The sequence below is a fragment of the Corynebacterium variabile genome (assembly GCF_006539825.1).
Lineage (GTDB): Bacteria > Actinomycetota > Actinomycetes > Mycobacteriales > Mycobacteriaceae > Corynebacterium > Corynebacterium variabile.
This window is the reverse complement of the sequence record NZ_BJNT01000021.1, coordinates 49804-75236: the sequence shown is the minus strand read 5'-3', so window position 1 is coordinate 75236 and position 25433 is coordinate 49804. Positions and strand designations below refer to the sequence as shown.

Genomic DNA, 25433 nt, shown 5'->3' with positions numbered 1-25433 from the left:
GCTGCTCAACCAGGTTTGTTTCCCCCAGCCGGTCGCGGCGACCTGACATAATCTACACACCCCTCAGTTTCCCCACAAACCAGCTGGTCAACGAGTTATCCGCTTCCGTAGGCACTCCCGTTCCAGGACATCGAGTCCGGCCTCAGTCTCACGACGTCGGATTGCCCTGAGTTCCGGGCCGATCTCAGCGTCCTGCATCGTCTCGAACCCCAGGCGGCGGTAGAGGGGCCCGTTCCATGAAATGTCGCGGAATGTTGTCAGGACGACCCCCGTAAACCCCTCGGCGCGGCCACGGTCCACGGCACCTTGGATGAGAGCGGAACCGATGCGCTTCCCCCGGTAGTCGGGATCCACGGACACCTGCTCCAGGAGGAGGTCGCCGTCAGCAGTGGAGAGCCACATCCATGCGACCGGCCCATGCCCCGGTCCTCGCGACGGTGAGTGGTCCTCGACGACGAAGACCTCCCCTTTCCGGACAGCGATGCAGAGAGTCTCCGCTGTCGGCGGTTCATCGTCCGCCACGGCATCCAGACCGACCTCCCGGAACGGGGCACCGGCACGCCGCTCAAGATCCCGGATACCCGGGATGTCGGTGACCTCCGCCTCCCTCACGCGGAGTCCCTCTCCCGAGGGCACGCTGAGATTCACTGTCTTCCCTGGTACTCAGGCCAGCACAGAACCGTGTGCCCCTTCGATGACCGCCGCCGAGGCCTCCTGCGCCTCAGCATGCCGAGCCTCCACCACGGACAGCTGTCGCTCGTCCACTGGGCGCCCGGCGTCCGCCAGCCAGTTGGAGAGGATCCGGTGACCGTGCTGCGTCATGACGGACTCCGGGTGGAACTGGACGGAATGGATGGGCAGCGTCCTGTGCCGCATCGCCATGATCATCCCGGAGTCCACCTTGGCGGTGACCTCGAGGCACTCCGGCACGGTCTCCGGATCGACGGTCAGGGAGTGGTACCGCGCCACGGTGAAGGGTGACGGTACGTCGGTGAGTACACCGACACCGTTGTGGAAGACGGGGCTCGTCTTGCCGTGGAACAGCTCCCCGGCCCGCACCACATCCCCACCGAAGTGCAGGGCAATCGCCTGATGACCCAGGCAGACACCGAACAGTGGCGTCCGGTGAGCCTCGGCCCAGGTGATGACATCGAGCATGCGTCCTGCCGTGGCAGGTTCGCCCGGCCCCGGGGAGAGGAGGATGGCGTCGAACCCGCCGAGCGGAGCGTCCAGACCCGCCACTCCGTCCGCCGGATCGCCCAGTTCAGGAGCGTCGTTGCGCCACACGGTGCAGTCCTCGCCGAGCTCCCCCAGGTACTGGACGAGGTTGTAGACGAAGCTGTCGTAGTTGTCGATGACGAGGATGCGCATGGCGTCATCCTATCTGTCCCGCTGCGCGACGTCGCTCCATATACCCTGCTGCTACGCTGGTGAGGTCCGAAGAAGCAGTACGAAGTCAGCGAGAGTGTCCCCATGCCCAAGTCCAGGATCTCCTCCACTCCGGAAGGTGCCGGCGCCTCACCGGTCGACCACCGCACCCCGGTCAAACTGAACGCCACCGGTACGTCACGCTGGTACATCGTCGTGATGCTCGGCCTGATGCTGCTCGGTCTCGCCTGGATCGTCGTCAACTACATCGCCGGCGGCGACATCCCCCTGATGCGTGACCTCAACGCCTGGAACTACCTCATCGGTTTCGGTCTGCTCATCGCGGGCCTGCTGATGACCATGGGCTGGAAGTAGCCCTCACCGCAGCGCCGGTCGGTGACGCCACCACAGCAGCAGTGCGATGACCGCGCCCGCGGCCAGGCCACCGAGGTGGCCCGCCAGCGAGACACCCCCGGTCGTCACCGTGAAGGCGAGATTCACACCGATCAGAACCAGCGGGCCGCGCACGTCGGTCTGACGGGTGATCGACAGCCCCACCAGCATGGCGAACATGCCGTAGCCGATGGTGGACGCCCCGCCGACCGCGTAGTCCGGTGCGAACCACAGTGCGGCAAAGCTGCCGCCGACCGCACAGAGCAGCATGGACGCCGCCACGGTCCGCGTGCCGTAGGCCCGCTCCAGCTCCCTGCCGAGCAGGACCACCAGCAGCATGTTGAGCAGCAGATGGGCGATGTTGAGGTGCACCAGCGCACTGGTCACCAGTCGCCACCACTCGTGGCCCCCGGTGATGTCGGGGGCGACCATCATCAGTGACCACGCGAGGTCACTTCCCCCGGTGTAGCCGCCGACCGGGTCCTCGAGACTCCCGGACTGCACCACCTCAACGCAGAACACCGCCACACACACCAGGATCAGTACGGTGCAGGCCGGGGCTTCCCGGGCGAATCTGCGGACGAATTCCATGGTGTGTTGCGGCGGTGCGGGTACCGGGCCTCTTACTCGGTGATGTCGATGGACTCGATGACAACATCGTCGACCGGGCGGTCCATGCGACCGGTGGCGACGCGGCCGAGCTTGGCGACGACCTTCTGGGACTCCTTGTCGGTCACCTCACCGAAGATGGTGTGGTGGTTGTTCAGGTGCGGGGTCATCGTGGTGGTGATGAAGAACTGGGAGCCGTTGGTGCCGGGGCCAGCGTTGGCCATGGCCAGCAGGAACGGACGGTCGAACTGCAGCTCCGGGTGGAACTCGTCGCCGAACTGGTAGCCGGGGCCGCCACGACCGGTGCCGGTCGGGTCGCCGCCCTGGATCATGAAGTTGTCGATGATGCGGTGGAAGACCGCACCGTCGTAGAACGGACCTTCGGTGGTACCGGAGGCGTTCGGCTGGGTGTAGGGGGCCTTCTCCTTGTCACCGGTGGCCAGACCGACGAAGTTCTCGACGGTCTGGGGTGCGTGGTTTCCGAAGAGGTCAATGCTGATGTCGCCGAGGTTCGTGTGCAGAACCGCGGTCGCAGTCTTCTGGGCGCTCATGGTGACCCAGCGTACCCAACTGAAAGGCCATCTGTGTCACGGACTGCCCCCGTGCAGCACAAAGCGCCACACCGTAGCCTGGTTAGTGTTTATGATCGGACGTTAAAAGCCACCGTAAGTCAGCACGCACCGCGAAGGAGTACCGGGCCATGGCCCTCACAAACGCACGAATCGCTCTACTCGCCGCCCAGCGCGCGCGGGCCTGGAACAAGGACCGCAAGTCCCGCAATGAATCTGCGCGCCATGAGGAGCTCGCCGTTCTCCGACGCCAGGTGACCTCGCCGGAGGAGCGCGAGAAGTTCCTCGCTGACGCTCCGGGCCACACCCGTGCCGTCGTCCGCGAGATCCTCTCTGAGGAGGACGCCGCGGCCACCGACGCGAAGATCGAGGCGGACGCCAAGGTCGCGAAGCTCACCGCGAAGGCGGAGAAGGCCCGGAACAAGGCGGAGAAGATCGCCTCCAAGGCCGAGAAGAAGACCCACAAGGCTGAAAAGGCTCAGGCCAAGGCCGAGAAGAAGGAGAAGAAGGTGGCGAAGAAGTCCGCGAAGATCGCCGTGAATTCCGCCCTGTCCGCCAAGGCGGGCGAGGCACGTGAGGCCGGCAAGGAGGAGGCGGAGAAGCTGACCAGGTCCGCGAAGAAGGCCCGCGTTCTGGCGAAGAAGCAGATCTCCGCCGCCGCATCCACTGCCGCCTCCACCCTGGGCTCCAAGTTCTCCGAGCTGAAGGACGCCGGTTCCGACGCCCTGGACACCGTCACCGAAGAGGCGCCGAAGTTCGCCTCCGGGGTCGGCACCAAGGCGAAGAAGGCCCAGAAGAAGGCCGCCAAGAAGACCCGGAAGCTCGCCAAGCAGGCGAAGAAGTCCGCGAAGAAGAATGCCGCGACCGCCGAGAATCAGCTGAAGAAGTCCACCGCCGAGATCGAGAAGAGTGCGAAGAAGAAGGCCGACAAGGTCCGCTCCAAGCACCTGAAGAAGGCGGACAAGGCGGGCAGGAAGAAGAAGGGCGTCTTCGGCTCCGTGCTGGTCATCGCGCTGGTCGCGGTGGCCGTGGCCGTCGTCGCCTCGAAGTTCCGCAAGCAGGAATCCCCCGCCCCGAAGGCCGCCCCGCGCAACGACGCACCGAAGACCGAGGCTCCGAAGGCCGCCCCGGTCGAGGAGAAGGCTGCAGCGAAGGCCACAGAGAAGGCCGAGGCGCCTGCTGAGGAGATCGCCGAGGACGCCACCGACGAGGCTGGGACCGAGGAGGCCGCCGATGCACCGGCCGCCCCCGCAGCGCCCGCTGCCCCGGGTGCCCCAGCCGCGCCCGGCGCGCCCGCTGCGCCGAAGGCTGCCGGTTCTGAGGACGACGAGGACGACGGCGGCAAGCACCGCCTCTGATTCCCCGGTCATCCCCGACCTTCCGACAACCCCCGCCCCAGGCACGCCGCCCGGGACGGGGGTTCTCGTCTGCGGTCACCCACCGGCGGCCCGGTAGGTCCCACTTTTCTTTTTGTAATGCTCACTACAGACCTGAATCCGGGTTACTGTGTGCCCATGACCCAGACCCTTGCACCACTCGACCTCCTCATCGTCGGCGCCGGCATCGGCGGCATCGACATGGGCCACCACGTCGTCACGAACTTCCCGGACTGGAACTGGGAGATCGTCGACTCGAACACCGACCTCGGCGGCACCTGGACCACCTTCACCTATCCGGGCATCCGCTCGGACTCGGACATGGCGACCTTCTCCCTGCCCTGGAAGCCGTGGAAGGGGAAGACCACCCTTGGCGACGGTGCGGACATCCGGGAGTACCTCAGGGACGCCGCCCGCGAGGACGGCTTCCTCGACCGTATTCGGCTCAACACCTGGGTGAAGTCGGTGAATTTCGACACGGCGTCCGGCCTGTGGGAGGTCACCACGGTGCACGCCCATGACCACGGTCCTGACGACCGCGCGGACGCCCCCGCGGAGAACCTCGTCGAGACCGTCGTCCGGGCGCGGCGGATCCACCTCGCCTGCGGGTACTACAACCACCGCGACGGCCACCTCCCCCACTACCCCGGCCAGGAGGACTTCACCGGCAACGGCGGCACCCTCATCCACGCCCAGGCATGGAAGCCCGAGGAGCAGGGGGACGTCACCGGCAAGAAGATCATCATCATCGGCTCCGGGGCGACGGCGGTCACCCTGCTCCCGGCACTGGCGAAGGCCGGCGCCCACGTGACCATGCTGCAGCGCACGCCCACCTGGATCGCCGCACTGCCGGACCGGGACAATATCTCCGCAGTGTGGACCCGCATCATCCCGAAGAAGTCCCTCGCCCACAAGGTCGCCCGCGCCAACCACATTATCCGCGACATGACGCAGTGGTACCTCGCCCGCCGCACCCCCTTCATCGTCCGCGGTGCCCTGCACCGGGTGCAGCGGCTCTGGCTCACCCCGGAGCAGATCAAGCGCGACTTCACCCCGCCGTACAACCCGTGGGACCAGCGTGTGTGCAAGGCCCCCAACGGCGACATCTTCCGGGCGATCAAGAACGGGACGGCCGATGTCGTCACCGCGACGATCGACCGGTTCGTGCCGGAGGGTGTGCGACTGTCCGACGGCCGCGTCCTCGAGGCCGACACGGTGATCTCCGCGACGGGCCTGCAGCTGCAGATGTTCGGCGGTGCGTCCGCCTCCGTCGACGGTGCGGAGATCGACCTGTCGCAGCAGGTGGCGTACCGGGGCGTCCTGCTGTCCGGGCTGCCGAACGTGAGCTTCACGGTCGGGTATCTCAACCAGTCCTGGACGACCCGCGCCGACCTCACCGCCCGTTACGTCGTCCGCCTGTGGCGGCACATGGCCGACCGTGGTCTCTCCCTCGCGGCCCCCGTGACCCCCGGTCCGGAGGTCACCCGTCGCGAGCTGCTGGAGTTCGACGCCGGCTACATCAAGCGCGGTCAGCACCTCACCCCCCGCCAGGGCGACCGCTCCCCCTGGCTGTACCGGCAGGACTACCTGGCGGAGTGGCCGGAGCTGTCCCGGGGCGACGTCACCGAGGAGATGGTCTTCGACGGGGACGCCACGGTCGTCGCCTCCCGGCTGGAGTCCGTCGGGGACTCCGAGTCCGCCGGGGATGCCGGGGGCGTCAGGGGCGTCGGGGTCACCCCGGCCGGTTCCCTGTAGTGGTTCTGTGACCAGGTGATCCCCGCGGAAGCGCAGATCACCAGCACGATGGTCACCGTCCGGTAGTCGGTGAGCTGCTGGTCCAGCAGGATCAGCCCGGCCGCGGCGGCGAACGCCGGCTCGAGGCTGACGAGAATGCTGAACACGGCGCCGGAGATGCGGCGCAGGGCGATGAGCTCGAGGGTGTACGGCAGGACAGAGGCCAGCAGCGAGGTCCCCGCGGCGAACCAGAACAGTCCGGGCTGGGCGAGCAGTCCCCCGTCTCCACCGGAGACGCCGCCGAAGGCCCCGTGGGCGCCGACCGGGGCGAGCAGCACCGCGCCGAGGACCATGGACACCGCCAGCCCGCCGGTGCCGGGGATCCGCTGACCGACCTGCGCGGAGTAGATGATGTACCCGACCCAGAAGCCGCCGGCGACCAGGGCGTACAGCATGCCCAGCGGGTCCAGGTCTGCCCCGCCGATCGCCGATTCGGCACCGAGGACGGCCATCCCGGCGGTGGCGAAGCCGACCCACACCAGGTCGCGTCGGTTCCTGGAGGTCAGTGCGGAGAAGACCAGGGGGCCGGTGAACTCCAGGGCGACGGCCGCGGACAGCGGGATGCGCCCGATCGCGGCGTAGTAGAAGCCGTTCATCAGTGCCATGGCCACGGCGAAGAGGATGACGGACCGCCAGTCGCCGGCCTTCCACGACCGCACCGCGGGCCGGGAGACGGCGAGCAGGACCAGCCCGCCGATGCCGAGGCGCAGCAGGGTCACCCCCCAGGTACCGAGGTCGTCGAAGAGATGGACGGCGGTGGCCGCGCCGAACTGCAGGGAGGCGCAGGAGCCGAGGATGCACAGCACAGGGAGCGTCATCGACGGCGCTGCACCGGAAGATGTCGTGGTTCTCACCCCAGTATTGTGCGCCCGCACCAATTCACTGGTCCAGCTCAGGTATCCGGACAATAATGGTGAAGTATGTTGAACGTTCACCGTCTGTCCTTGCTGCGCGAACTCTCCCGGCGCGGCACTCTCTCGGAAGTGGCCCGGGTACTCAACTACTCCCCGTCCGCAGTCTCCCACCAGCTCAGTCAGTTGGAGAAGGAGGCTGGCGTCCCCCTGCTGGAGCCGGTGGGCCGCGGGGTGAAGTTGACGGACGCCGCCCGGCAGCTCGTCGCCCGGACCGACGAGGTGCTCGCGGTCCTCGACCGGGCGGAGGCGGAACTCGCGGCGTCCACCCCGACGGTCTCCGGGGTGTTGCGGGTGACCTCCTTCCATTCGGCGCTGGCGTCCATCCTGCCCACGGCGCTGACCCTGCTCTCGGCGCGGCACCCGGACCTGCGGGTGGAGGTCTTCCACCGGGAGATCGGGGCGGCGTTCGACGGCCTGGCCGCGCACCTCTACGACCTCGTCATCGGCGACCAGTGGCCGGACGAGCCCGATCCGGTGCGTCCCGGGATGGAGCGTCAGGAGCTGTTCAGTGACCCGCTTCTGCTGGCGATGCCCGCGGACTGGCCGGAGCCGGCGTCCCTCGCCGACCTGGCGGACGCGCAGTGGGCCGTCGATCCGGAGTACCTGCCGGGCGGGCAGTGGGTGCGGCGGATGCTGGGGGACGCCGGCGTGGTCCCGAAGGTGCTGTGCGACACCGATGACCCGCTGCTCCAGGCGCACCTGGTGCGCACCGGTCATGCGGTCGCGGTGATTCCGTCCCTGCTGATGGGGCCATTTCTCGACCAGACGCGGGCGCAGGTGCTCCCAGGCGAACCGGTACGGCGGCTGTTCACCGCGGTGCGGGACGGGCAGACCGGGCACCCAGCGGTCCGTGCCTTCCGGGCGGCACTGGCCTCGGCCGCGCGGCGGGAGTCGCCGGACCTGTGATCCTGCGCCCCGCGCCTCACACGTATCCGTGCCAGGCGCGGGGTGACACCCCGTGTGCGCGACGGAGGACATGGCTGAAGGACGCCGTGCCGCTGTACCCGAGGTGCCGGGCGACCGCACCGACCGGGATGCCGGACGCCAGGAGGTGCCGGGCCATCATCATCCGTACGGTCGACGCCCACCGGCGCACACTGTCGGTGCCGACGAGGCCCAGGGCGTCGGTGAGGTCCCCGATCGTGCAGTCGAGGCGGTCCGCCCAGTCGGTGAGGCTTCGGTCGATGTCCGGGTGTCGGTGGAACTCCTCGGTACTCCTCGGTGAGCCGGCGCAGCAGCCGGGAGCCGTGGGTATCCTCCGCACCGGAGAGAAAGGTGCAGAATAGCCGGTCCACCAGCGCGGTCTGTTCCGGGGCGACGGGGTCGTACTCCCGGCCGACGGCGGCGAGCAGGGTGTCCGGGCTCTCCCCCGTGACTACTGTGCTCTGCGGGCGCTGCGTTTCCTGACCTGCCACGACCGCTGCCGGGCGCCCCGCGCGGGCGCCGACCGGCAGCACCAGGGCACCGGGCTCCATGGCGACGTGGTTCGGCACTCCTGCGGGAACCCGGAGCAGTTCCCCTTCCTGCAGGTCGGTGGTGGTGTCGCCGAGGGTCACATTGCAGCGTCCGCGCCAGGCCCAGAGGAGGACGTGGAAACGGTTGACGCGCGGCCAGGTATGCAAGGTCGGCTGCGCGGGCAGAGCAGTCTGAGCAGACTGGACGGGGTCCGCCGACACCTCGCGGACCCGGTCGCCTAGTTGCGCGGGGGTCAGCCCGGTGTTCCGCCGGACCAGGTGGCACAGGGCGGACGCCGACGACAGTCCGACACGGTGTGCCGCGGACTCCACCCAGGTGGTGAACTCCCAGCTCTCCGACGGCCTGCCGCGGACCCCCGAGGGGAAGGACGTCGCCGGGGAGACCGTCCCGGTCACCGTCTCCTCCGCGGACCTGGTCTCCACCCTCGGACTGGAGGCCGTCGCCGACCGCAACCCGGACGTGATCTTCGCCGGATACCTCCCTGAACAGGAGACCTACGACAAGCTCGCCGCCATCGCCCCGACCGTCGCCACCGTCGGCGAGGGCATGGTCGACGACTGGCGCGAGGTCACCACCGTCGCCGGAGAGATCGTCGACAAGGAAGAGGACGCCGCGGACGCGATCGAGGGGACCGACTCCGGCCGCGGCAGGGCGGTCTCGGCGGAGAACATCGACATGCTCGACGTCGACTTCTGGCCCTGTGGATCTCCGGCGAAACCCCGGACGACCTGCCGGGCTGGTCCGACCTGCACGCGGTGGAGCGTGGTTCGGCTCCGCAGCTGGACACGGTCGCCTCCACGGCCCTCGGCGCCCCCTCGGTGCTGAGCATCCCCTGGGTCCTCGACCAGCTCGACCCGTACTTCGCGGCACTGCAGGAGGGCGACGATGAGTGAGACCCCGGATGAGTGAGACCCCGGATGCCTCGACCGTCAACGCCCTGCTCAACAGCCCGCAACACCGGACCGGGCTCAATGACCTCCATCTCGAGGTCACCGCGGTCACCCGTCGGTACCCCTGGCTGGCGCGCGTCTCCGGCGTGGTGCCGGGGATGGCGGACACGGACCGGACGCAGTGGGAGCACCCGAACCTGGCGCTGCGACTGGCGATCCCGGATGCCGCCGATGCGCTCGGCCCGCTCATCGGCCAGGCCGGAGTGTGCCGTCGCGTCTACACCGTCGCCGCGGTCGACTACGACACCTCGACGCTGGACATCGACATCGTCGTCCATGGTGAGAGCTCCCCGATGATGCGCTGGCACGACGGGCTGACTCCCGGGGACCGGGTGTCTTTCGTGGGGCCGCGTCCCCATGCCGCACCGACGGACGCCGCCGCTGCGGGCGGCCGGAACCACCTGCTGGCCGACGGGTCGGCCTACCCTGCGGCGTCCGCCATCGCCCGGGCCCTGCCCGGAGTGGTGACGGTGATCATCGCCCTGCCGGAGGACGCTGCGCAGGCGGGCTCCTACAACGCGGACTTTCCCGGGGCGGAGCTGCGGTACGCGGCGTCCTCCGACACTCCCCTGTCGCACGCCATGACGACCCTGGAGATCGCCGAGGGAGACACCGTCTGGGCCGGCGGTGAGCGGGAGGACATCCGTGCGGTGCGCGCCCGGTGTCTGAAGGAACTCGGGCTGCCGAAGGCGCAGGTGCAGGTCTTCGGGTATTGGCGTCACGGCAAGACCGAGACGGACGCCGATGTCGCCCGGCTCACCGCAGTCGCGGAGCTGCAGAAGCAGGGGCGCACGCTCGAGGACGACCTCGCCGTCGAGATCTGACCCCGGAATCTGACCCCGGGCAGGTTCTGAACCGGACCTAGGCGGGAGAGACCGGAGTGGCCGGAGAGGTCGGGGTGTGGCTGCCCCGGTCCCTGCTGCGAGCGTGGTACTTCCGGATACCGTCGAATGCCAGGTTGAGGATGACCAGTACCGGGATCGAGATCAGCGGTCCCGCGCTGGAGACCACGAGGATCATGAAGATGACGAAGGACGTCACACCGTCGACCCACCGGGGGATGCGGTCAAGGAAAGACAGATCAGTCAGACCAGTCATAGCGCGTTCTACTTCTTCTTCTTGAAGCTGCCGCGGATGTTCATGCCGCCGGGGAGTTTGATGGAGTAGGTGCCTCGGGAATTGAGGGTGAACGGGCCGAAGCGCCGGGACGCGGATGCGCCGGACCCTGAGTAGTTGATCCAGGAGTCTTTGCCGGTCTTCTGACGCTTGCGGAAGTAGATGCCCATGGGTGGAAGTGTAGAGGGTCGTGGACTAGAACGGGAACATGCGAACCCGAAACTTTCTCTCTGCGCCGGGCGTCGCTGCGGTTGCCACCGGTGCCGCCGTCACCCTCAGCCCGTCCGCCGCCGCCGACACCGTTGACCAGCTTCTCCCCTGTTCCGGAGGCCTTCTCCCGCTCCGAGGTGACCGAGGGCGTGATCTCGCCGTACGGGTCCACCGCGACGTGCGACAGCTTCCATGCCTCCTACGCCGACTGCTGGCAGTTGCGTCCGGACGGACACTGGCAGGAGATGGTCATGCTGGACTACGCGAACGGCGGCTGGACCGGCGATCCGCTGGTCATCTACCCCGTCTGGGAGGACGCCACCGCCGGTTCCGCACTGAGTTCATGACCGGTTCATGAACTGACCCCGTTCCCCCGTGCCGTTCCCTGTGCCACGATGGACAGCATGGACACCACCGCTGTTCCCACCACCGTTCCCCCTGCTGTTCCCACCCCTCGCCCGTGGACCGACATCACCGGTCCGGTGCCTGATCTGAGACTCGTCATCCTGGACATGGACGGCACCCTGCTCAACGGGTCGGATGCGGTCCCCGATTCGTTCTGGGAGCTGCTGCCGGAACTGCGGCGCCGGGGCATCACCGTGGTGCCGGCGTCCGGACGCCAGTACGCCACGCTCAAGGGGATGTTCGCCGAGCACGGGATCCGTACCTTCATCTGCGAGAACGGGACGCTGGTCGTGCATGACGACGAGGTGGTCTCGACCTCCCCGGTGGATTCGACGACGGTGGACCGGATCATCGACATCGTGCGGACCGCGGAGACCGACCGGAACGTGGGTCTGGTCGTCTGCGGGCCGCGCAAGGCCTACATCGAGCGGGACGATGATGTGTTCGCCACCGAGGCGCACCGCTACTACCGCTCGCTGGAGGTCGTGCCGAACCTGCACGCGGTGCCGGACATCGAGGAGGGCACCGTGCTGAAGTGCGCCTGCTTCGACTTCGATTCGGCGGCCCAGGCGGCGTCGGCGCTCTTCACCGGTGGTGGTCCGGGGGTGGCGGACCTGCGGGAGGGGCACCAGGTCGTGGTGTCCGGCAAGAACTGGATCGACATCATGAACGGCTCGGCGAACAAGGGCAAGGCGCTGCGGGCGCTGGAGATGACTCTGGGGATCCCCCGGTCGGGCGTCGCGGTGTTCGGCGACTATCTCAATGACCTGGAGATGATGGCGGAGGGCGACTGGTCCTTCGCGATGGACAACGGGCACGGCGCGGTGCAGCGGGCGGCGCAGTTCATCGCCCCGCGCAACACCGACGAGGGCGTGGTGCAGGTGCTGCGCCGACTGATCGGGGTGTGAGGTTCAAGCCCCACATCACTCCCACTCCGCCGTGTCCGGGTCGACACCGAGTGACCGCGCCCGGGCGTCGATAGCCTGTCGCAGCCAGGAGGTGAGCCCCGGTGCGACCGACTCATAGTGCTCGGCGAAGTCCGCCCCGGTGCCGGCGCTCGCCTCGTACATCCGGCCCAGGCAGACCTGCATGGACACCGACAGGGTGAAGAAGTTCGAGAAGACCTCGCGATGTTCGTCGACCAGGGCGTCCGCCGCGTCCGACCCGGGGAGCACACCGTCACGGACGGCGGCGCCGAGGCGTCCTTCCAGGTCAGCCATCGCACTCTGAAGCTGCACCCACTGTTCCGGCGAACGCTTCGCGCCGCGCTCGGCGTATTCGGACCACTGGGCGGTGCCGCCCCACTTCTCCCGGGCCTGCCGGGTCCAGTCCGGGTCCCACCCGTCGCCGAAGATCTCCCGCTCCTGCTCAACGGTGAGCAGGATGCCGTTGCGGTGCGCCTCGATCATCCGGTCCACCCCACGTTCCAGGTCCGCGAGCCGGGAAACCTTCTCCAGGATCCGCTCCTTCTGCGCGGTGAGGGACGCGACCGGGTCGGTGTCCGGGTCATCGAGCAATGCCGCGATCTCCGCCAGGGGCATGTCGAGCTCGCGGTAGACCGCGATGCGTTGGAGCCGCGCAAGGTCCGTGGCCGTGTACAGACGGTAGTCGGACCAGGTCCGTTCCGAGGGGGACGCCAGGCCGATCTGGTCCCAGTGGTGGAGGGTCCGCACGGTGACGCCGAGGATCTCCGCGACCTCACCGACGGTGAGGGACTGCGTACCGGTGCTCTTGTTGTTGTCTCTGTTGTTCATGACCCCCACTTTCGATCCTGACGTTACGTGAGGGTCAATCCGTGAATCGGTTCTTGTGACCGGGAGTGGTCCGGGATGCACCCCGGGGAACGGCCGCGGACGCCCACAGAAACACAGAACTGCAGCTCAGCGCTGGGGACTCCCTGTCAGTTCCCTGTGATCCCCGGTTTTCGGTGGCGCTCCTTGGTCACGGTTAGATAACGTAATTGTCACGTTCCGGTCACGACCGGAGCGACCCTACCAAGACCCCTATCTGACAGGAGCCCAGTAATGGACACCATCGTCTCTTCCGCTTCCAGCATCTTCGACGCCGTCATCGATTTCGTGACCTCCCTCTTCGACACCGTCACCGGTTCCGCCGGCGATGTCGTCAGCTCCATCTCGGAGTAGTCGCTCCACGGTAGTCACTCACCGACCGACCCCGGCACCGCGCAGGTCTTCCCCGACTGCGTGTGGTGCCGGGGTTTTTATATGCCCCGACCTTCACCCGTTGAGCATTTACCCGTTCAACTCATCCCGGCATTCCTCGACGGTCTTCTCCGCGATGCAGTTGCTCCACTCGATCTGCCCGTCGACCCACGGATCGGTCGGCGACTGCCCGACATCGACCTGCCAGGAGTAGTTGTCGCAGATGATGCCGGTCCCGTCGGCAGCCGTCGCACGCAGCCCGATGTTCGCGCCGATGCAGAAGTCCCCGAGCGCCGGGCCGTCAGTGGCAGAGTCCGTCGACGTGCCCGTGGGGATGTCCGAAGATCCCACGATCTCCCCCGGGGATTGGGGAGGTTCCGGCAGGTCAGGGGCAGGTACGGCGTCCTCCCCCGTCGTCGGTTCCGGATGCGCCGGGGAGGACGCCGTGCTCGTCACCGTGACCGTGGTCTGCTCTGTGCTGCCACTGTCTCCGCTGTCGCCACCGTCATCGGCGCAGCCGGCCAACACTGTCGCGGCCAGTAGCGTGAGCGTCGGAAGCGCAACCGCCGCGGCTCCCCGCCGAATCATCGTCATAGCTGCGCAGAGTACTCCTACTCAACCCCGGACTCTCCCAGCACTAGTTTGCACCGACAAATCCGACAAACGTTGCCGCGGATCCCGGGAAATGTCGGTGCAAACTCCGGAGCGCCTGTTCCGGAGTTTTTTCCCCACCCCCACACCGTCACCACGGTAGTTTCCGTGCCATAATGGTGACCCATGTCACATTCACCACGGGATCACCACCCCCACGCCGGTCCGACCACTGGCGCAGAGACACCCGGCGCCAGAACCACAAGCAGCACCACCGTCGCCCCGTGGCTCCGCGTCGCCCTGGGCATGTTCACCATCTGCTTCGGCGCGAACCTCTTCGCCCCGCTGCTCCCGGTCATGCGCGAGGTCCACGACCTCAACCAGGCACAGGTGAACTTCCTCCTCGCCATCTACATCGTCGGCCTGGTCCCCGCCCTGCTCATCGGCGGTCCCGCTTCCGACCGACGGGGGCGCCGCGCCGTGGTGCGTCCGGCCCTGATCTTCTCGATCATCGGCACCCTCGTCACCCTCACCGCGCACTTCTTCGCCGAACCGGTCAGCCCCCTCATCCTCGTCGCCGGCCGGATGCTCACCGGAGCCGCCGTCGGACTCGTGCTGGCCGCCGGGGCGTCCTGGCTCAAGGAGGTCACCCCGCCAGAGGACGGCGCAGGTACCGCCGCCCGGCGCGCCACGGTCGCCACCTCCGCCGGTTTCGGCATCGGCCCCCTGGTCACCGGCCCTGTCGCCGAGTGGCTGCCCGGGCCGGACACCACCGGTCTGGCCCTGCACCTGGTGATGATCCTCGTGCTCACCCCGCTGGTCTGGACCACGCCCGCACCACCACGACCGGCCCACACCCCGCAGACGCACCGGCACAGAACACCACTCATCCCACCCTCGGCCCGCAGCCGACACTTCCTGTTCGCCGTCGCCTCCTGGGCGCCCTGGGCATTCGGCTGCGCAACGACCTCCTTCGCCGCCCTCGCCCCGGTCGCCGGGGAGTCCATTGGCCCGGTGGTCGCCTACACCGGCCTCATCGCCGGCATCACCATGCTCACCGGTGCCGTCATCCAGCCCCGCGTAGGACGCCACGCCGACCTCGGCGCGTCACCCCACCCCGCAGTGCTCGGCCTGGCCACCGCCACGGTCGGCATGCTGCTCGCCATCGCCGTCACCGCCGCAGCTCCCGGCGCGGGTGCCGCATGGCTCATGGTCCCCACCGCCATGGTGCTGGGCACCGCCTATGGCATCATGATGGTCTCCGGCCTGCGGGAAGTGCAGCGCATCGCCCCGCGCGACGAGCTCGGTGCACTGACCGGCGTGTTCTACTCGCTGACCTACATCGGCTTCTTCGCCCCGTTCGTCATCTCGCTGATCGCCCCGCACACCGGCCACATCCCGGTGTTCATCGTCGGTGCGGTGGTGACCGTGGTGTCCGTCCCCCTGGTCCTGTCCGTCACGCGTCGCGGTTGACGCCCCCGATGAGCTCCGCCCCGACGACCCCACGTAGCAATTCCGGAGCGATCTCCTCCCCTTCGCGCAGGATCGACAGTGCCCCGGTAGGCTCCACGATGACGCACTGCACCTGGTCGAGTGCGGTCACCCCGGCCCGACGCAGCGCGCTGGCGAGGTCGGCCCCGGTGACGTGCTGCCTACGCATGGCGTCCTCCACCCGTTGACCGTGGGCCATGATCACCACGGGGGACGCCGTGATCGCCAACCGTGCCGATCGCACCCGACGGACCGCGCCGAACAGGGCCTCCATGGCCATGAGGGTGAGCAGTCCGATCAGCCCGGCGGACAGGGTCGGTGGATGGCCGATGATCACACGGCCGGCGACGGCACCGAACATGATGATGACCACGGCGTCGAAGGTGGACCAGGCGGTGAGGATCCGGGAGCCGAACACCCGCACCAACACCAGGAAAGCCAGGTAGACGCCCACCGCGCTGATCATCACCACGGGGATGCGCCAGGCGTCGATGCCGAGCGTGCGGGCCAGGGCGGCGCCCCAGCCGTCGGGTGGTGTGGCATCGGCGAGAACGGAAGCAGTCATAGAGACCGTTCTACAACCACCCGTTCTCCCGCGCGGCGCTGACCGCCGGATCCGCGAGAAGTTCACGGGCCATCGCGTCGGACGCCGCGGCGTCCCCTGCGGTGGCGGTGCGTGTGGCGCCCTCCCCGGTTCAGGTGAGGACGCGGCCGTTGTCCCCGAGTTCCTCTCAGGGTGCCGTCGGCGATGGTCCCGCCACGGTCGAGCATGAGGATGTGCCGGGCGAAGTTCTGCGCTTCCTCGAGGTAGTGGGGTGGGGAAGGCGGCGATGGTCCGCAGGGTCATGGCGACAGTGAGGTCGGGCAGCAGGCCACCGGTCTGCATCACCGCACCGACGCGCTGGGCGTCGATCGCGGCACGGGGAGTGGTGCCGAAGACCTCGACGGTGCCCGTGGTGGCCATGGTGAACCCGAGGACGAGATCGATAAGTGTCGACTTTCCGGCGCCGTTGGGGCCGAGGAGAGCGACGATTTCCCCGCGCTCGACGGTGAGGTCACAACTGCGCAGTGCGCGGACGGTCCGTCCACCCGAGCCGAAACCCCGGGGCGAGGCGTCCCCGAAATCCCCCGGTGTCATGATCCCACCGTGACATTCGGCAAGGGTGTCCAGGACCGCAGTTATGCACATTGTGGACAGGTTCACGGTGCCGGAATCACGGTTGGGCGACAAAATATACAGGTTATGCACATTTCCACAGGTCAATCCACATTGTGAACAATATTCATCCGGTATTCACCTGTCTGCTGCATTTGCAGTACCTCCGAAGCGGCGGTAGGGATGGAAAGGGTCTCCGCAGCAGACGACGCCACCGTGCAGTCACAGAACATGGTGTCACGACGTTCACGTGCAGGCTCGCCGCGTCGGTATTCTCCCGCGACGGGACGACGACCACGAGGAGCCGATGTGCCCCGGAACAACTTGAAATTCGCCTCGATACGTTCACGGAAAGTCGGTGCCGCCCGACTGCGCCGCTACCGCCGTGAAGCGTCCGCCCTCACCGGGCCGTACACCGCCGACAGGGTCACCGTCGTCGACGGCCCGACGCTGAAACGTGCCGCCGGCGGAGCCTCACTCGGCAACATGATGGAGTGGTTCGACTACGGCGTCTACGGCTACCTCGCGGTGACCATGTCCGCCGTCTTCTTCGACACCCTGTCGGACTCCCTGGCCCTGGTCGCCACCTTCGCCACCTTCGCCATCAGCATCCTCATCCGCCCCCTCGGCGGTATCTTCTTCGGCCCCCTCGGCGACCGTATCGGACGCCAGAAGGTGCTGGCCACCACCATGATCATGATGGCGATCGGTACCGTGTCCATCGGTCTGATCCCGGTCGGACTTGTGCCCGGCTGGGTCGCACTGCTCATGCTCGTCGCCGCCCGCCTCGTGCAGGGCTTCTCCGCCGGTGGCGAGTACGCCGGCGCGATGACCTTCACCGCCGAGTACGCCCCGGACAACCGCCGCGGGCACTGGGGTTCCTTCCTCGATGCCGGCTCCTACCTGGGCTTCGCCCTGGGCGCCGGCCTTGTCGCCCTGCTCAATGCGACACTCGGCGCCGACACGATGGAGGCCTGGGGTTGGCGTCTGCCGTTCTGGTGCGCCGGCATCCTCGGCGTCGTCGGCATGTATCTGCGCCTGAAGCTGGAGGACTCCCCCGCTTTCCAGGAGGCGATGGACGCCGCGGAGGCCCGCGAGGAGGACCTCACCAAGGGCCAGAAGACCGGTCTGGTCTTCCTGCTGCGCAACCACAAGCGCGAGATGCTGGTCCTGCTCGGCATCGTCGCCGCGTACAACGTCCTCGGCTACACGCTGACGTCGTTCATGAACACCTACCTCACCGAGTTCGCGGCACACACCACCACGGTCTTCGAGTCCGACATGCTGGTGCTCGTGGCGATCGTCATCACGGTGGTCACCGCTCACCCGATCGGCATCCTGTCCGACCGGATCGGACGCCGCCCGGTGCTCATCGCCGCGTCCGTCTCCCTGCTGGTCTTCTCCTTCCCGGTATTCGCCCTGCTGCAGTCCGGCAACATGGTGCTGATCTTCCTGGGCTGCGCGGTTCTCGCCGTGAACCTCGGCGGCTTCGCCGGTCCGGTCGCCGCGACACTGCCGGCGATCTTCCCGACCCACACCCGCATGGCCGCGCTGGGCATCGGCTACAACCTGTCGGGCGCGGTCTTCGCCGGGACGACGCCGATGATCAGCTCCGCCCTGATCCCGATCCTCGGTACCTGGTGGCCCGCGATCTGGCTGGTCATCTTCGGTGTCGTCGGCCTGGTGTCCGTGCGCTTCCTGCCGGAGTCCGCGCGCCAGCCGCTGGTGGGCAACAGCCCGCAGGTCGAGTCCCCCGAGCACGCCGCCGGGGTGGCCCGCACGCTGGAGCGGATGCGCCGGTCTCTGCACCTGCGTCGCCGTGACCGCACCGACTACACGGAGTGGGACGCCACCTGGGACCGGTGGCCGGGCGCCGCGGTCGAGGCCGGGCTCGACGCCTCGGACCACGATGCCGCGGTCGGCGAAGTCACGATTGACGATCTGGCCCCGTCCTACGCCGCAGGGGCCGCGGAGACACCGGTCGACGCCACCGCTGTCAAGGAACACGTCACCGCGTCCTGACGCCCCGCTACCCTGGTGTCATGGATGCCCCGGATATCTCACTCCGCGCTGCTGACCTGCTTGCCGGCCCCCGCGGACGCCGCCTGCTGCTGGAGTTCGGGTGCGACGTGGCAGACAACGCCCTGGGTTCCGCGGTGCATGAGGTCAGCGCGGACCTCGATCCGCAACGCGACAGGATCGCCCGGTACGTCCGGTACACCGACGACCCCGGAGACACCGCCGGTGCCTCCGCTCCGGCCACCCCGGACACCGTCGCCCGGCTGCTCACCGTCGCGGCCGGTCGCATTCCCCTCCCGGACCCCACAGCCGGACAGCTCCGGGACGCCCTGGGCACCTCCGTCGACGCCGCCAGGTACTGGTGCCCCTCAGACGGAGCCGACGTCCTCACCGCTGATCCTGCGGTCCGCGCCGCGCTGACGCCATGGGCGGAACACCTCGCGGCGTCCCCGCTCACCGACTGGTGGTGGTCCGCCCCGGACCCCGCCGACCAGTGGACGGTGGCCTGGGGGGAGGACGCCGCCCCGTGCCCCGCAATGACGGCGGAGAAGAAGATCTCGAACCTCCTCGCCTGGTGCACCCGCACCAGGGAGAGCGAACAGCGCGACTCGGGTTTCCTGGACCGTCGGCGGTCAGTGACGGCCGCGGCCGGCGGTGACTGGTGGTCCGTACCACTGTGGGAGGTCCCGGCGTCCACCCGGGCTTGGCCGGACGGTACCGGCGGCGGAGACCCGGTCGGAGCCCTGTTCGTCGAGGACCGGTGGGAGGACGCCTTCTGCGCCACCCGGTTCACCCCGCCGGAGCATGCCCGCATCCGGGAGATCACCGGTGCCGACGACTGGTCCGCCCTATGCCGTGAGTTCCCCCTCGAGGTCACCTGGTCCCGTCGCCGCGAGTGGTGGGAGGTCACCGGTCGGGACTCCCGGGACGCCGGCCCGTGGCTGATCCCCGACTGGTCCGCGGTCGCCGACAGGTGGGACGCCGTGCACCTCACCGTCGCCGGCTACCTCAACGCGGCGACCCGCTCCATCCCCGTCCCCGGCGACGATGGGCAGGACGCCGCCTCCGTCATCGCCGGCTGGGGACCGGACGTCACTTACTGGCTGCGGTGATCTATCCCAGCGCCTCCCCGAGCAGCCGGACAGTCTGCTCGGCACCCGGCGCGCGGTCGATCGGTTCGCCGTCGTAGGCCCCGGCGACCGGGGCGATCATGACCTCGTCGACCCCGTAGCGTCCGGCGAAGGCGGTCAACTGCTCCAGGGCGTTGTCCGGGGTGTCGACGACCTCCTTCAGCCGGTCGGGATCGGTGCTGCCGGTCTTCGAGGCGTAGCTCTCCGCCGGTCCGGGCAGCGGCGTCGTCTGCGCCTCCTCGACCGTCTCCTGGGCGGTCATCGGCAGGCCGGTGCGCAGCCGCGCCATGGTCCGACGCTGCGGGAGCATCCGCTCGGCCGCCTCCTCCGCGGTCGGGGCGACCGACGCGTTGACCGTGAGAATGGTCCGGGGCTCGGGGAACGCCTCGGAAGGCTGGTAGGTGTCGCGGTAGGTCGCCAAGGCGTCAGACAGCCCGGGGCCGCCGAAGTGGTTGGCGAAGACGTAGGGCAGGCCGAGCTCGGCGGCGAGCTTCGCGGAGAAGTCGGAGGAGCCGAGCAACCAGACTTGCGGGATCTCCCCAGCCACGGCGACCGGGGTAGAGCGAACGGCGTAGCCCTCGCCACCACGCAGGCGGACGCCGGCACCGGCCGGGTCGAGCAGGGCCATGATCTCTCGGACCTGCTGCGGGAAAGACTCCGCCCCGGGCGCGGTGCCGGACTGATGCAGCAGCTGACTGATCACCGGGTCACTGCCCGGCGCACGCCCGAGACCGAGGTCGATACGTCCCGGCGCGATCGCGGCGAGGGCGGCGAACTGTTCGGCGACGATGAGGGTGGAGTGGTTGGGCAGCATGACGCCACCGGAGCCGACCCGGATCTGTTCGGTCCTGGCCGCCACGGCGGCGGCGAGGACGGGCGGGGTGGTGGATGCCACGGCGGGCATGTTGTGGTGCTCGGCGAACCAGTAGCGGCGGTAGCCGAGCTTATCGGCGGTGGCGGCGACCTCGAGTGTCGCGACGACGGCCTGGGCACTGGTCTGACCGGTGCGGACGGGCACGAGGTCGAGGACGGACAGGGCAAGGGTGCGGTCACTGTTCATGGTCGCCACCGTAGGCCTGAATTTCAGTCACTGCAATCCCTTTCTACAGTGACTGCAGAATTGGGTTACTGTCGTCCCCATGGCAGGAACACGGACAGCAACCACCGTCGCGGCGATAAGGACAGCAGCACTGGACCTGGCCGCCGAGAACGGTTACCAGCAGACCACCGTCGACCGGATCTGTGAGCGTGCCGGCGTCAGCCAACGCACCTTCTTCAACCACTTCCCCACCAAGCAGGACGCTTTCCTCGACCACGGAACACCGTGTCTCGACGAGAAGGCGACGAGGGAGTTCCTCGTCGGCACCGGCCCCCTGCTCGATGACGCCCTCGCCATGATCACCCTGCCCGGCGCCGAGGACATCGCCCGCATGCGCATCGTCACCTCGTGCCCGGAACTCCTCGCCGCCCATGTCGCACGGATGGACGCCGTGGAGGACGAGATCCGTGACCTGGTGCTGCTGCGACTGTGCAGTGGGCACTCCGGCACCACCGGTGAACAGGAGCAGGACGCCGCCATGGTCGCCTGCCTGCTGGCCGGGGTGGTGCGCTGGGGTGCACTGAACACGGCGTCCTCTGTCCCCTGCCCGGTCACCGCCGCCCGCGCCTGCCTCGACCGGATCACCTCAACCGACACCCGAACCAACCAGGAGTAACCAGGAGTAACCATGACCATTCTCGTCACCGCCGCCACCGGCCACCTCGGCCGCCTCGTCATCGACCGCCTCATCGCCCGTGGAGCAGACGCCTCCGACATCGTCGCCGGTGTCCGCACCCCCGCCAAGGCCGCCGACCTGGCGGAGAAGGGCGTGCAGGTCCGGAACCTCGACTACGACAAGCCCGCCTCCATCCCCGCCGCTCTCGAGGGCATCGACCGCGTCCTGCTGATCTCCAGCCCGGAGATCGGCAGCCGCGTCCCGCAGCACACCGCCGTCGTGGACGCCGCCGCGGCCGCCGGCGTGCAGCTGCTGGCCTACACCAGCTGCGGTGAGGCCCTGACCACGGACTTCATGCTCGCCCCGGAGCACAAGGCCACCGAGGAGGCCATCCACGCCTCCGGTGTGCCCTTCACCGTCCTGCGCAATGTCTGGTACATCGAGAACTATCTGCCCAACGCCGCCCAGGTGAAGGAGACCGGCGTCCTGCTCGGTGCGGCAGGCGCCGGACGCGTGGCCGCCGCGACCCGCGAGGATTACGCGGACGCCGCCGCTGTCGTCCTGCTGGCTTCCGAGGAGGACGGGACGCCGACCTACGCCGGGCAGACCTTCGAGCTCTCCGGTAAGGCACTGACCTACCCGGAGATCGCCGCGGCCCTCGGTGAGGCCGTCGGCCGCGAAGTCGTCTACCAGGATCTTCCGGCCGAGCGGTACCGTGCCGGACTTGAGGTCGCGGGCCTTGACGAGGGCACCATCGGGTTCCTCGCCGGGCTGGCCGACGGCATCGCCACCGGCGGCCTGGACATCGAGAGCCCTGCACTCGCCGAGCTCATCGGCCACGAGCCGACCACCTTCGCCGAGGGCATCCGGGCCGCCCTCGCCGGCGCGGAGTAGCCGACTCCGAAACTGACACCTCCTCACCTTTGTGTCCAGGCCTTTCCGGTGGTCAGGCCTGACGTAACGTTGTTCACTGACGTGACACACCGACGTGAGGAGAGTGTTCAGATGCCACCCGCATCCGAGAAGAGAACCAGTCCGGGCGAACAGCCCAGGTGACCGTCCGGTCGACTGAGTACCGTCCTGAAGAAGGCCGCCAGCGGTGAGCAGTCCATCCACCCGGCCCTGGACCCCGGCATCAGTGTCGAGAACACGAACACGAAGCTCCCGACCCGGATCGGAGTGTTCGCCACCGCGTTGACGGTCGCCCTGTGCTTCATCGTCTGGGCAGCGGTCGCGCCGGACAGTATCGCCGAGGTCGGCTCCACCATGCAGTCCTGGGTGGTCCGCAACCTGGGGTGGATGTACGGGGCGATCACCGTCGCCTGCGCGGTGTTCATGATCGTCATCGCCTGCCGGTCGACCGGACGCATCAAACTCGGCCCGGATGACGCCGAGCCGGACTTCTCCACTGTGACGTGGATTTCCATGCTCTTCGCCGCCGGCCTGGGCATCGGCCCGATCTTCTACGACCCGATGGAACCGCTGCAGCACTTCCTCAATCCGCCGCCGACGACGGACGCCGAAAGCGGCACCATGGAGGCTGTCCGGTCGGCACTCTCCCAGGCGGTCCTGCACCAGGCGAGCTTCGCCTGGGGCATCTACGCCATGGTCGGTGGCTCACTGGCGTACACCACCCACCGACGCGGCCGCGTCCCGCTGATCTCCGCGGTCTTCGAGCCGATCTTCCCGGACGGCTCGAACCGCGTTCTCGGCAAGATCATCGATGTCGCCGCTGTGCTGGTGACCCTGTTCGGTACCGCGACCTCGCTGGGTATCGGCGCACTCCAGATCCGGACCGGTACCTCGATCCTCACCGGCAAGCCACTGGAGGGCAACGGGTTCGTCGTGGTGGCCATGTCGGTTCTCACCGTCGTCTTCATCATCTCCGCGGTGTCCGGTGTGAAGCGGGGTATCGCCCTGCTGAGCAACATCAACATGGGACTGGTCATTGCACTGGGGCTGTTCGTGCTGGTCACCGGGTCGACCGTGTTCCTGCTCGACCTGCTTCCGTCGACGGTTTACAACCTCGCCGAGAATCTCCTGGCCATGTTCCAGGTCAGTGCGAGCGAGGGCAAGGTGGAAGAGGAGTTCCTCACCTCGTGGACCACCCTGCTGTGGGCCTGGTGGATCTCGTGGTCCCCGTTCGTGGGCATGTTCATCACGAAGATCTCCCGCGGCCGGACGATCCGTGAGTTCGCCACGGTTGTCGTGCTCGTCCCGTCTGCGATCTCCATCGCCTGGTTCGTGATCTTCGGAGGCACGTCCATCAGGATGAACCTGGACGGTCTGGGCCTGGAGATCAAGGAGTCCGGAGAGAACGTCATGTTCGATACCATGGACAACCTCCCTTTCACCGGGGTGACGTCCATCGTGGTGCTCATCGCCGTGGTGATCTTCTTCGTCACGGCAGCCGACTCGGCAACGGTGGTGATGGGGTCGATGTCTCAGTCGGGACGCGCGTTCCCCTCGAAGCCGGTGACGATCATCTGGGGCGCGGCCCTCGGCCTCATCGCGATCTTCCTGCTGCTCGCCGGCGGACGCAATGCACTGTCCGGACTGCAGTCGATCATGGTCTCCTGTTCCGTTCCGTTCGCCCTGATCATCATCGGCATGATGGTCTCCTGGTGGAAGGACCTGTCCAATGACCCTGCGACGATCCGTCGCCGGTACGCCCGTTCGGCGGTCTACAAGGGCGTCGCCAAGGGAATCGACGAGCACGGTGACGACTTCGTGTTCGGGGTGGACCCCGTCCCTGCTGAGGAAGGCGCCGGCGCGCACTTCGACAGCGAGGATCCGGAGCTGACCGACTGGTACACCGACGCCACCTCCGAAGATCCGGAGGAGGCGCGGAAGCAGCGTGAGGAGGAGGCTGCCGCTACTCCGGACCCGTGGGCCGCGTACTCGCGGACCCAGGAGAACCGCGCCGCAGCAGAGGCAGCGGAGGCAGCGGAAAAGGACGCCAAAGAGAAGGACGCCGACGGGTAGTAGGTACTCCCCCGGATACAGCACACCCCGTGTCGCTGCAGTGATCCTGCGGCGACACGGGGTGTGTCGTTCTCGGGGTGGCTGCACAACTGCGCGACCATACCCCGGTACTTATCTAGCCGGCGATGATCTTGTTGACCTGGCGGACGACCGGAGCCGGAGCAAAGCGGGCGGACCAGCGGAGGGGAAGGTCCGGGAAGGACACAGAGTAGTCCTGACGCTGACGCTCGATGAAGTTCTTCGGGTGGACGGCCTTCCAGACGGAGTTCGCGACGTCGCTGGGTTCGATCCGGACGCCGAGACGTTTGGTGGACTTGGCCTCCACAGCGGCCAGCCTGGTCTTGGCCCACAGCGGCATGATGCTGACGACGCGGATGTCGTCCTTGCGCCACTCCAGGCTCATGGCCTGGGTGAAACCGTGGACGTAGAACTTGGACGCGGAGTAGGGGGTGATGTGCGGCTGCCCGTAGATACCGGAGGCAGAACCCATGGACAGCATGTGCGCACCCTTGGTGGCCTTGAGGTAGGGGTACGCGGCCTTGGCACCGAGGGTGATGCCGGTGCAGTTGACCTCGATCTGCTTGGCGATCAGGCCGGCCGGCTGCTCGGCGATGTCGAGGTCACCGATGATGCCGGCGTTGTTGTCGAGGACGTCCAGTTTGCCGTTGGTGTGGGAGGTGAAGTCGGCCAGAGCCTCCTCCCAGTTGGTGAAATCGGTGACGTCAAGCTTGCCGGTGATGATGCCGGGAGCCTCGGCGGCGAGCTTGCCGAGGCCCTCCTCGTCGATGTCGTAGGCGCCGACGGTCCAACCGGCGTTGTGGAACTTGAGTGCGACTTCACGGCCGATGCCCGCAGCACCGCCGGAGATGAAAATGCTCTTATTACCCATGGGGAACAAAACTACCGGCGCCCGGACGGCAGCGTCCACGGTTCGGGCATATTTCCAGAAGAAAAGTTGGCCTCAGCTCATCCCCCGCGGTGACCCCGGAGCTTCCGGGGCGAGC

The 25433-nt window shown here is 67.9% G+C and carries 26 protein-coding genes and 2 pseudogenes; 14 read left to right on the top strand and 14 right to left on the bottom strand.

The window, feature by feature from the left end; translation table 11 throughout:
* Nucleotides 1-87: 87 nt before the first annotated feature.
* Both CVA01_RS12550 and CVA01_RS12545 read right to left on the bottom strand, forming a co-directional pair.
* Entirely contained in the window at nt 88-636 is a 549-nt protein-coding gene (locus tag CVA01_RS12550) for a GNAT family N-acetyltransferase (protein WP_244938304.1), read from the bottom strand.
* A 27-nt stretch (nt 637-663) separates the two neighbouring features.
* A complete protein-coding gene (locus tag CVA01_RS12545; RefSeq protein WP_014008600.1) occupies nt 664-1371 on the bottom strand; it encodes an anthranilate synthase component II in 708 nt (235 codons plus the stop codon).
* A gap of 102 nt (nt 1372-1473) precedes the next feature.
* Here CVA01_RS12545 and crgA point away from each other — a divergent pair, with 102 nt between their 5' ends.
* Complete coding sequence (gene crgA / locus CVA01_RS12540) at nt 1474-1743, top strand: cell division protein CrgA (protein WP_014008599.1); 270 nt, start codon at nt 1474-1476, stop codon at nt 1741-1743.
* Between the two features lie 3 nt (nt 1744-1746).
* Here crgA and CVA01_RS12535 read toward each other — a convergent pair whose 3' ends face one another.
* Nucleotides 1747-2352, bottom strand: a complete 606-nt coding sequence (locus tag CVA01_RS12535) for a rhomboid family intramembrane serine protease (protein WP_141331163.1) — start codon at nt 2350-2352, stop codon at nt 1747-1749.
* A gap of 32 nt (nt 2353-2384) precedes the next feature.
* Nucleotides 2385-2921 (bottom strand): peptidylprolyl isomerase, encoded by a 537-nt coding sequence (locus tag CVA01_RS12530; protein ID WP_073883792.1) that lies wholly within the window; start codon nt 2919-2921, stop codon nt 2385-2387.
* A gap of 149 nt (nt 2922-3070) precedes the next feature.
* On the opposite strand from CVA01_RS12530, the gene CVA01_RS14975 reads away from it, so the two are divergent.
* Nucleotides 3071-4297 (top strand): hypothetical protein, encoded by a 1227-nt coding sequence (locus CVA01_RS14975; RefSeq protein ID WP_014008596.1) that lies wholly within the window; start codon nt 3071-3073, stop codon nt 4295-4297.
* Between the two features lie 156 nt (nt 4298-4453).
* Nucleotides 4454-6070, top strand: a complete 1617-nt coding sequence (locus tag CVA01_RS12520; protein WP_244938303.1) for a flavin-containing monooxygenase — start codon at nt 4454-4456, stop codon at nt 6068-6070.
* Between the two features lie 74 nt (nt 6071-6144).
* Here CVA01_RS12520 and CVA01_RS15365 read toward each other — a convergent pair.
* Nucleotides 6145-6504 (bottom strand): annotated as a pseudogene (locus CVA01_RS15365) (EamA family transporter); the annotation flags it as partial.
* A gap of 525 nt (nt 6505-7029) precedes the next feature.
* Between CVA01_RS15365 and CVA01_RS12510 the strand changes: the two are divergent.
* Complete coding sequence (locus CVA01_RS12510; RefSeq protein WP_141331157.1) at nt 7030-7929, top strand: LysR family transcriptional regulator; 900 nt, start codon at nt 7030-7032, stop codon at nt 7927-7929.
* 16 nt (nt 7930-7945) lie between these two features.
* Here the strand turns inward: CVA01_RS12510 and CVA01_RS12505 are convergent, their stop codons facing one another.
* Entirely contained in the window at nt 7946-8287 is a 342-nt protein-coding gene (locus tag CVA01_RS12505) for a helix-turn-helix domain-containing protein (protein WP_141331156.1), read from the bottom strand.
* Between the two features lie 452 nt (nt 8288-8739).
* Here CVA01_RS12505 and CVA01_RS12500 point away from each other — a divergent pair, with 452 nt between their 5' ends.
* Together CVA01_RS12500 and CVA01_RS12495 are read left to right on the top strand one after the other, a co-directional pair.
* Nucleotides 8740-9324 (top strand): ABC transporter substrate-binding protein, encoded by a 585-nt coding sequence (locus CVA01_RS12500; protein WP_244938302.1) that lies wholly within the window; start codon nt 8740-8742, stop codon nt 9322-9324.
* 76 nt (nt 9325-9400) lie between these two features.
* Nucleotides 9401-10273: a siderophore-interacting protein gene (locus CVA01_RS12495; RefSeq protein WP_141331154.1), complete on the top strand. Its 873-nt coding sequence runs from the start codon at nt 9401-9403 to the stop codon at nt 10271-10273.
* Between the two features lie 37 nt (nt 10274-10310).
* On the opposite strand, the gene CVA01_RS12490 is transcribed toward CVA01_RS12495, so the two are convergent.
* On the bottom strand, nt 10311-10547 hold the full coding sequence (locus tag CVA01_RS12490; RefSeq protein WP_014008588.1) for a hypothetical protein: 237 nt from the start codon (nt 10545-10547) through the stop codon (nt 10311-10313).
* An 8-nt stretch (nt 10548-10555) separates the two neighbouring features.
* Nucleotides 10556-10735, bottom strand: a complete 180-nt coding sequence (locus tag CVA01_RS12485; protein ID WP_141331152.1) for a DUF4236 domain-containing protein — start codon at nt 10733-10735, stop codon at nt 10556-10558.
* A 90-nt stretch (nt 10736-10825) separates the two neighbouring features.
* Here CVA01_RS12485 and CVA01_RS12480 point away from each other — a divergent pair, with 90 nt between their 5' ends.
* Together CVA01_RS12480 and CVA01_RS12475 are read left to right on the top strand one after the other, a co-directional pair.
* A complete protein-coding gene (locus CVA01_RS12480) occupies nt 10826-11122 on the top strand; it encodes a hypothetical protein (protein WP_141331150.1) in 297 nt (98 codons plus the stop codon).
* Nucleotides 11123-11179: 57 nt separating this feature from the next.
* Nucleotides 11180-12088, top strand: coding sequence for an HAD family hydrolase (locus tag CVA01_RS12475; protein WP_244938301.1), 909 nt, complete (start codon nt 11180-11182; stop codon nt 12086-12088).
* 15 nt (nt 12089-12103) lie between these two features.
* Here the strand turns inward: CVA01_RS12475 and CVA01_RS12470 are convergent, their stop codons facing one another.
* Together CVA01_RS12470 and CVA01_RS12465 are read right to left on the bottom strand one after the other, a co-directional pair.
* Entirely contained in the window at nt 12104-12934 is an 831-nt protein-coding gene (locus CVA01_RS12470; protein WP_141331146.1) for a MerR family transcriptional regulator, read from the bottom strand.
* Nucleotides 12935-13432: 498 nt separating this feature from the next.
* A complete protein-coding gene (locus CVA01_RS12465; RefSeq protein ID WP_141331144.1) occupies nt 13433-13936 on the bottom strand; it encodes a hypothetical protein in 504 nt (167 codons plus the stop codon).
* Nucleotides 13937-14119: 183 nt separating this feature from the next.
* Here CVA01_RS12465 and CVA01_RS12460 point away from each other — a divergent pair, with 183 nt between their 5' ends.
* Complete coding sequence (locus CVA01_RS12460; RefSeq protein WP_141331142.1) at nt 14120-15406, top strand: MFS transporter; 1287 nt, start codon at nt 14120-14122, stop codon at nt 15404-15406.
* Here the strand turns inward: CVA01_RS12460 and CVA01_RS12455 are convergent.
* The gene (locus CVA01_RS12455) at nt 15390-15890 is read right to left on the bottom strand and encodes a DUF421 domain-containing protein (protein ID WP_244938305.1); all 501 of its coding nucleotides are present in this window, start codon (nt 15888-15890) and stop codon (nt 15390-15392) included. The genes CVA01_RS12460 and CVA01_RS12455 overlap by 17 nt on opposite strands.
* Before the next feature lie 435 nt (nt 15891-16325).
* A pseudogene (locus CVA01_RS12450) lies at nt 16326-16562 on the bottom strand (ATP-binding cassette domain-containing protein); the annotation flags it as partial.
* Nucleotides 16563-16889: 327 nt separating this feature from the next.
* On the opposite strand from CVA01_RS12450, the gene CVA01_RS12445 reads away from it, so the two are divergent.
* Nucleotides 16890-18602 carry an MFS transporter gene (locus CVA01_RS12445; RefSeq protein WP_141331141.1) on the top strand — a complete coding sequence of 571 codons (1713 nt, stop codon included), beginning with the start codon at nt 16890-16892 and terminating at the stop codon, nt 18600-18602.
* Nucleotides 18603-18622: 20 nt separating this feature from the next.
* Nucleotides 18623-19711 (top strand): fatty acyl-AMP ligase, encoded by a 1089-nt coding sequence (locus CVA01_RS12440; RefSeq protein WP_141331139.1) that lies wholly within the window; start codon nt 18623-18625, stop codon nt 19709-19711.
* A 1-nt stretch (nt 19712) separates the two neighbouring features.
* Here CVA01_RS12440 and CVA01_RS12435 read toward each other — a convergent pair whose 3' ends face one another.
* Nucleotides 19713-20789 carry an LLM class flavin-dependent oxidoreductase gene (locus CVA01_RS12435; RefSeq protein ID WP_141331137.1) on the bottom strand — a complete coding sequence of 359 codons (1077 nt, stop codon included), beginning with the start codon at nt 20787-20789 and terminating at the stop codon, nt 19713-19715.
* Nucleotides 20790-20868: 79 nt separating this feature from the next.
* Here CVA01_RS12435 and CVA01_RS12430 point away from each other — a divergent pair, with 79 nt between their 5' ends.
* The 3 genes from CVA01_RS12430 (at nt 20869) to CVA01_RS12420 (ending at nt 24429) form a co-directional block, all read left to right on the top strand.
* Complete coding sequence (locus tag CVA01_RS12430) at nt 20869-21444, top strand: TetR/AcrR family transcriptional regulator (RefSeq protein ID WP_014008577.1); 576 nt, start codon at nt 20869-20871, stop codon at nt 21442-21444.
* A gap of 12 nt (nt 21445-21456) precedes the next feature.
* Entirely contained in the window at nt 21457-22338 is an 882-nt protein-coding gene (locus CVA01_RS12425; protein ID WP_141331135.1) for an NmrA family NAD(P)-binding protein, read from the top strand.
* 285 nt (nt 22339-22623) lie between these two features.
* On the top strand, nt 22624-24429 hold the full coding sequence (locus tag CVA01_RS12420) for a BCCT family transporter (RefSeq protein ID WP_141331133.1): 1806 nt from the start codon (nt 22624-22626) through the stop codon (nt 24427-24429).
* A gap of 115 nt (nt 24430-24544) precedes the next feature.
* Here CVA01_RS12420 and CVA01_RS12415 read toward each other — a convergent pair whose 3' ends face one another.
* On the bottom strand, nt 24545-25318 hold the full coding sequence (locus tag CVA01_RS12415) for an SDR family oxidoreductase (protein WP_141331131.1): 774 nt from the start codon (nt 25316-25318) through the stop codon (nt 24545-24547).
* Nucleotides 25319-25433 lie beyond the last annotated feature (115 nt).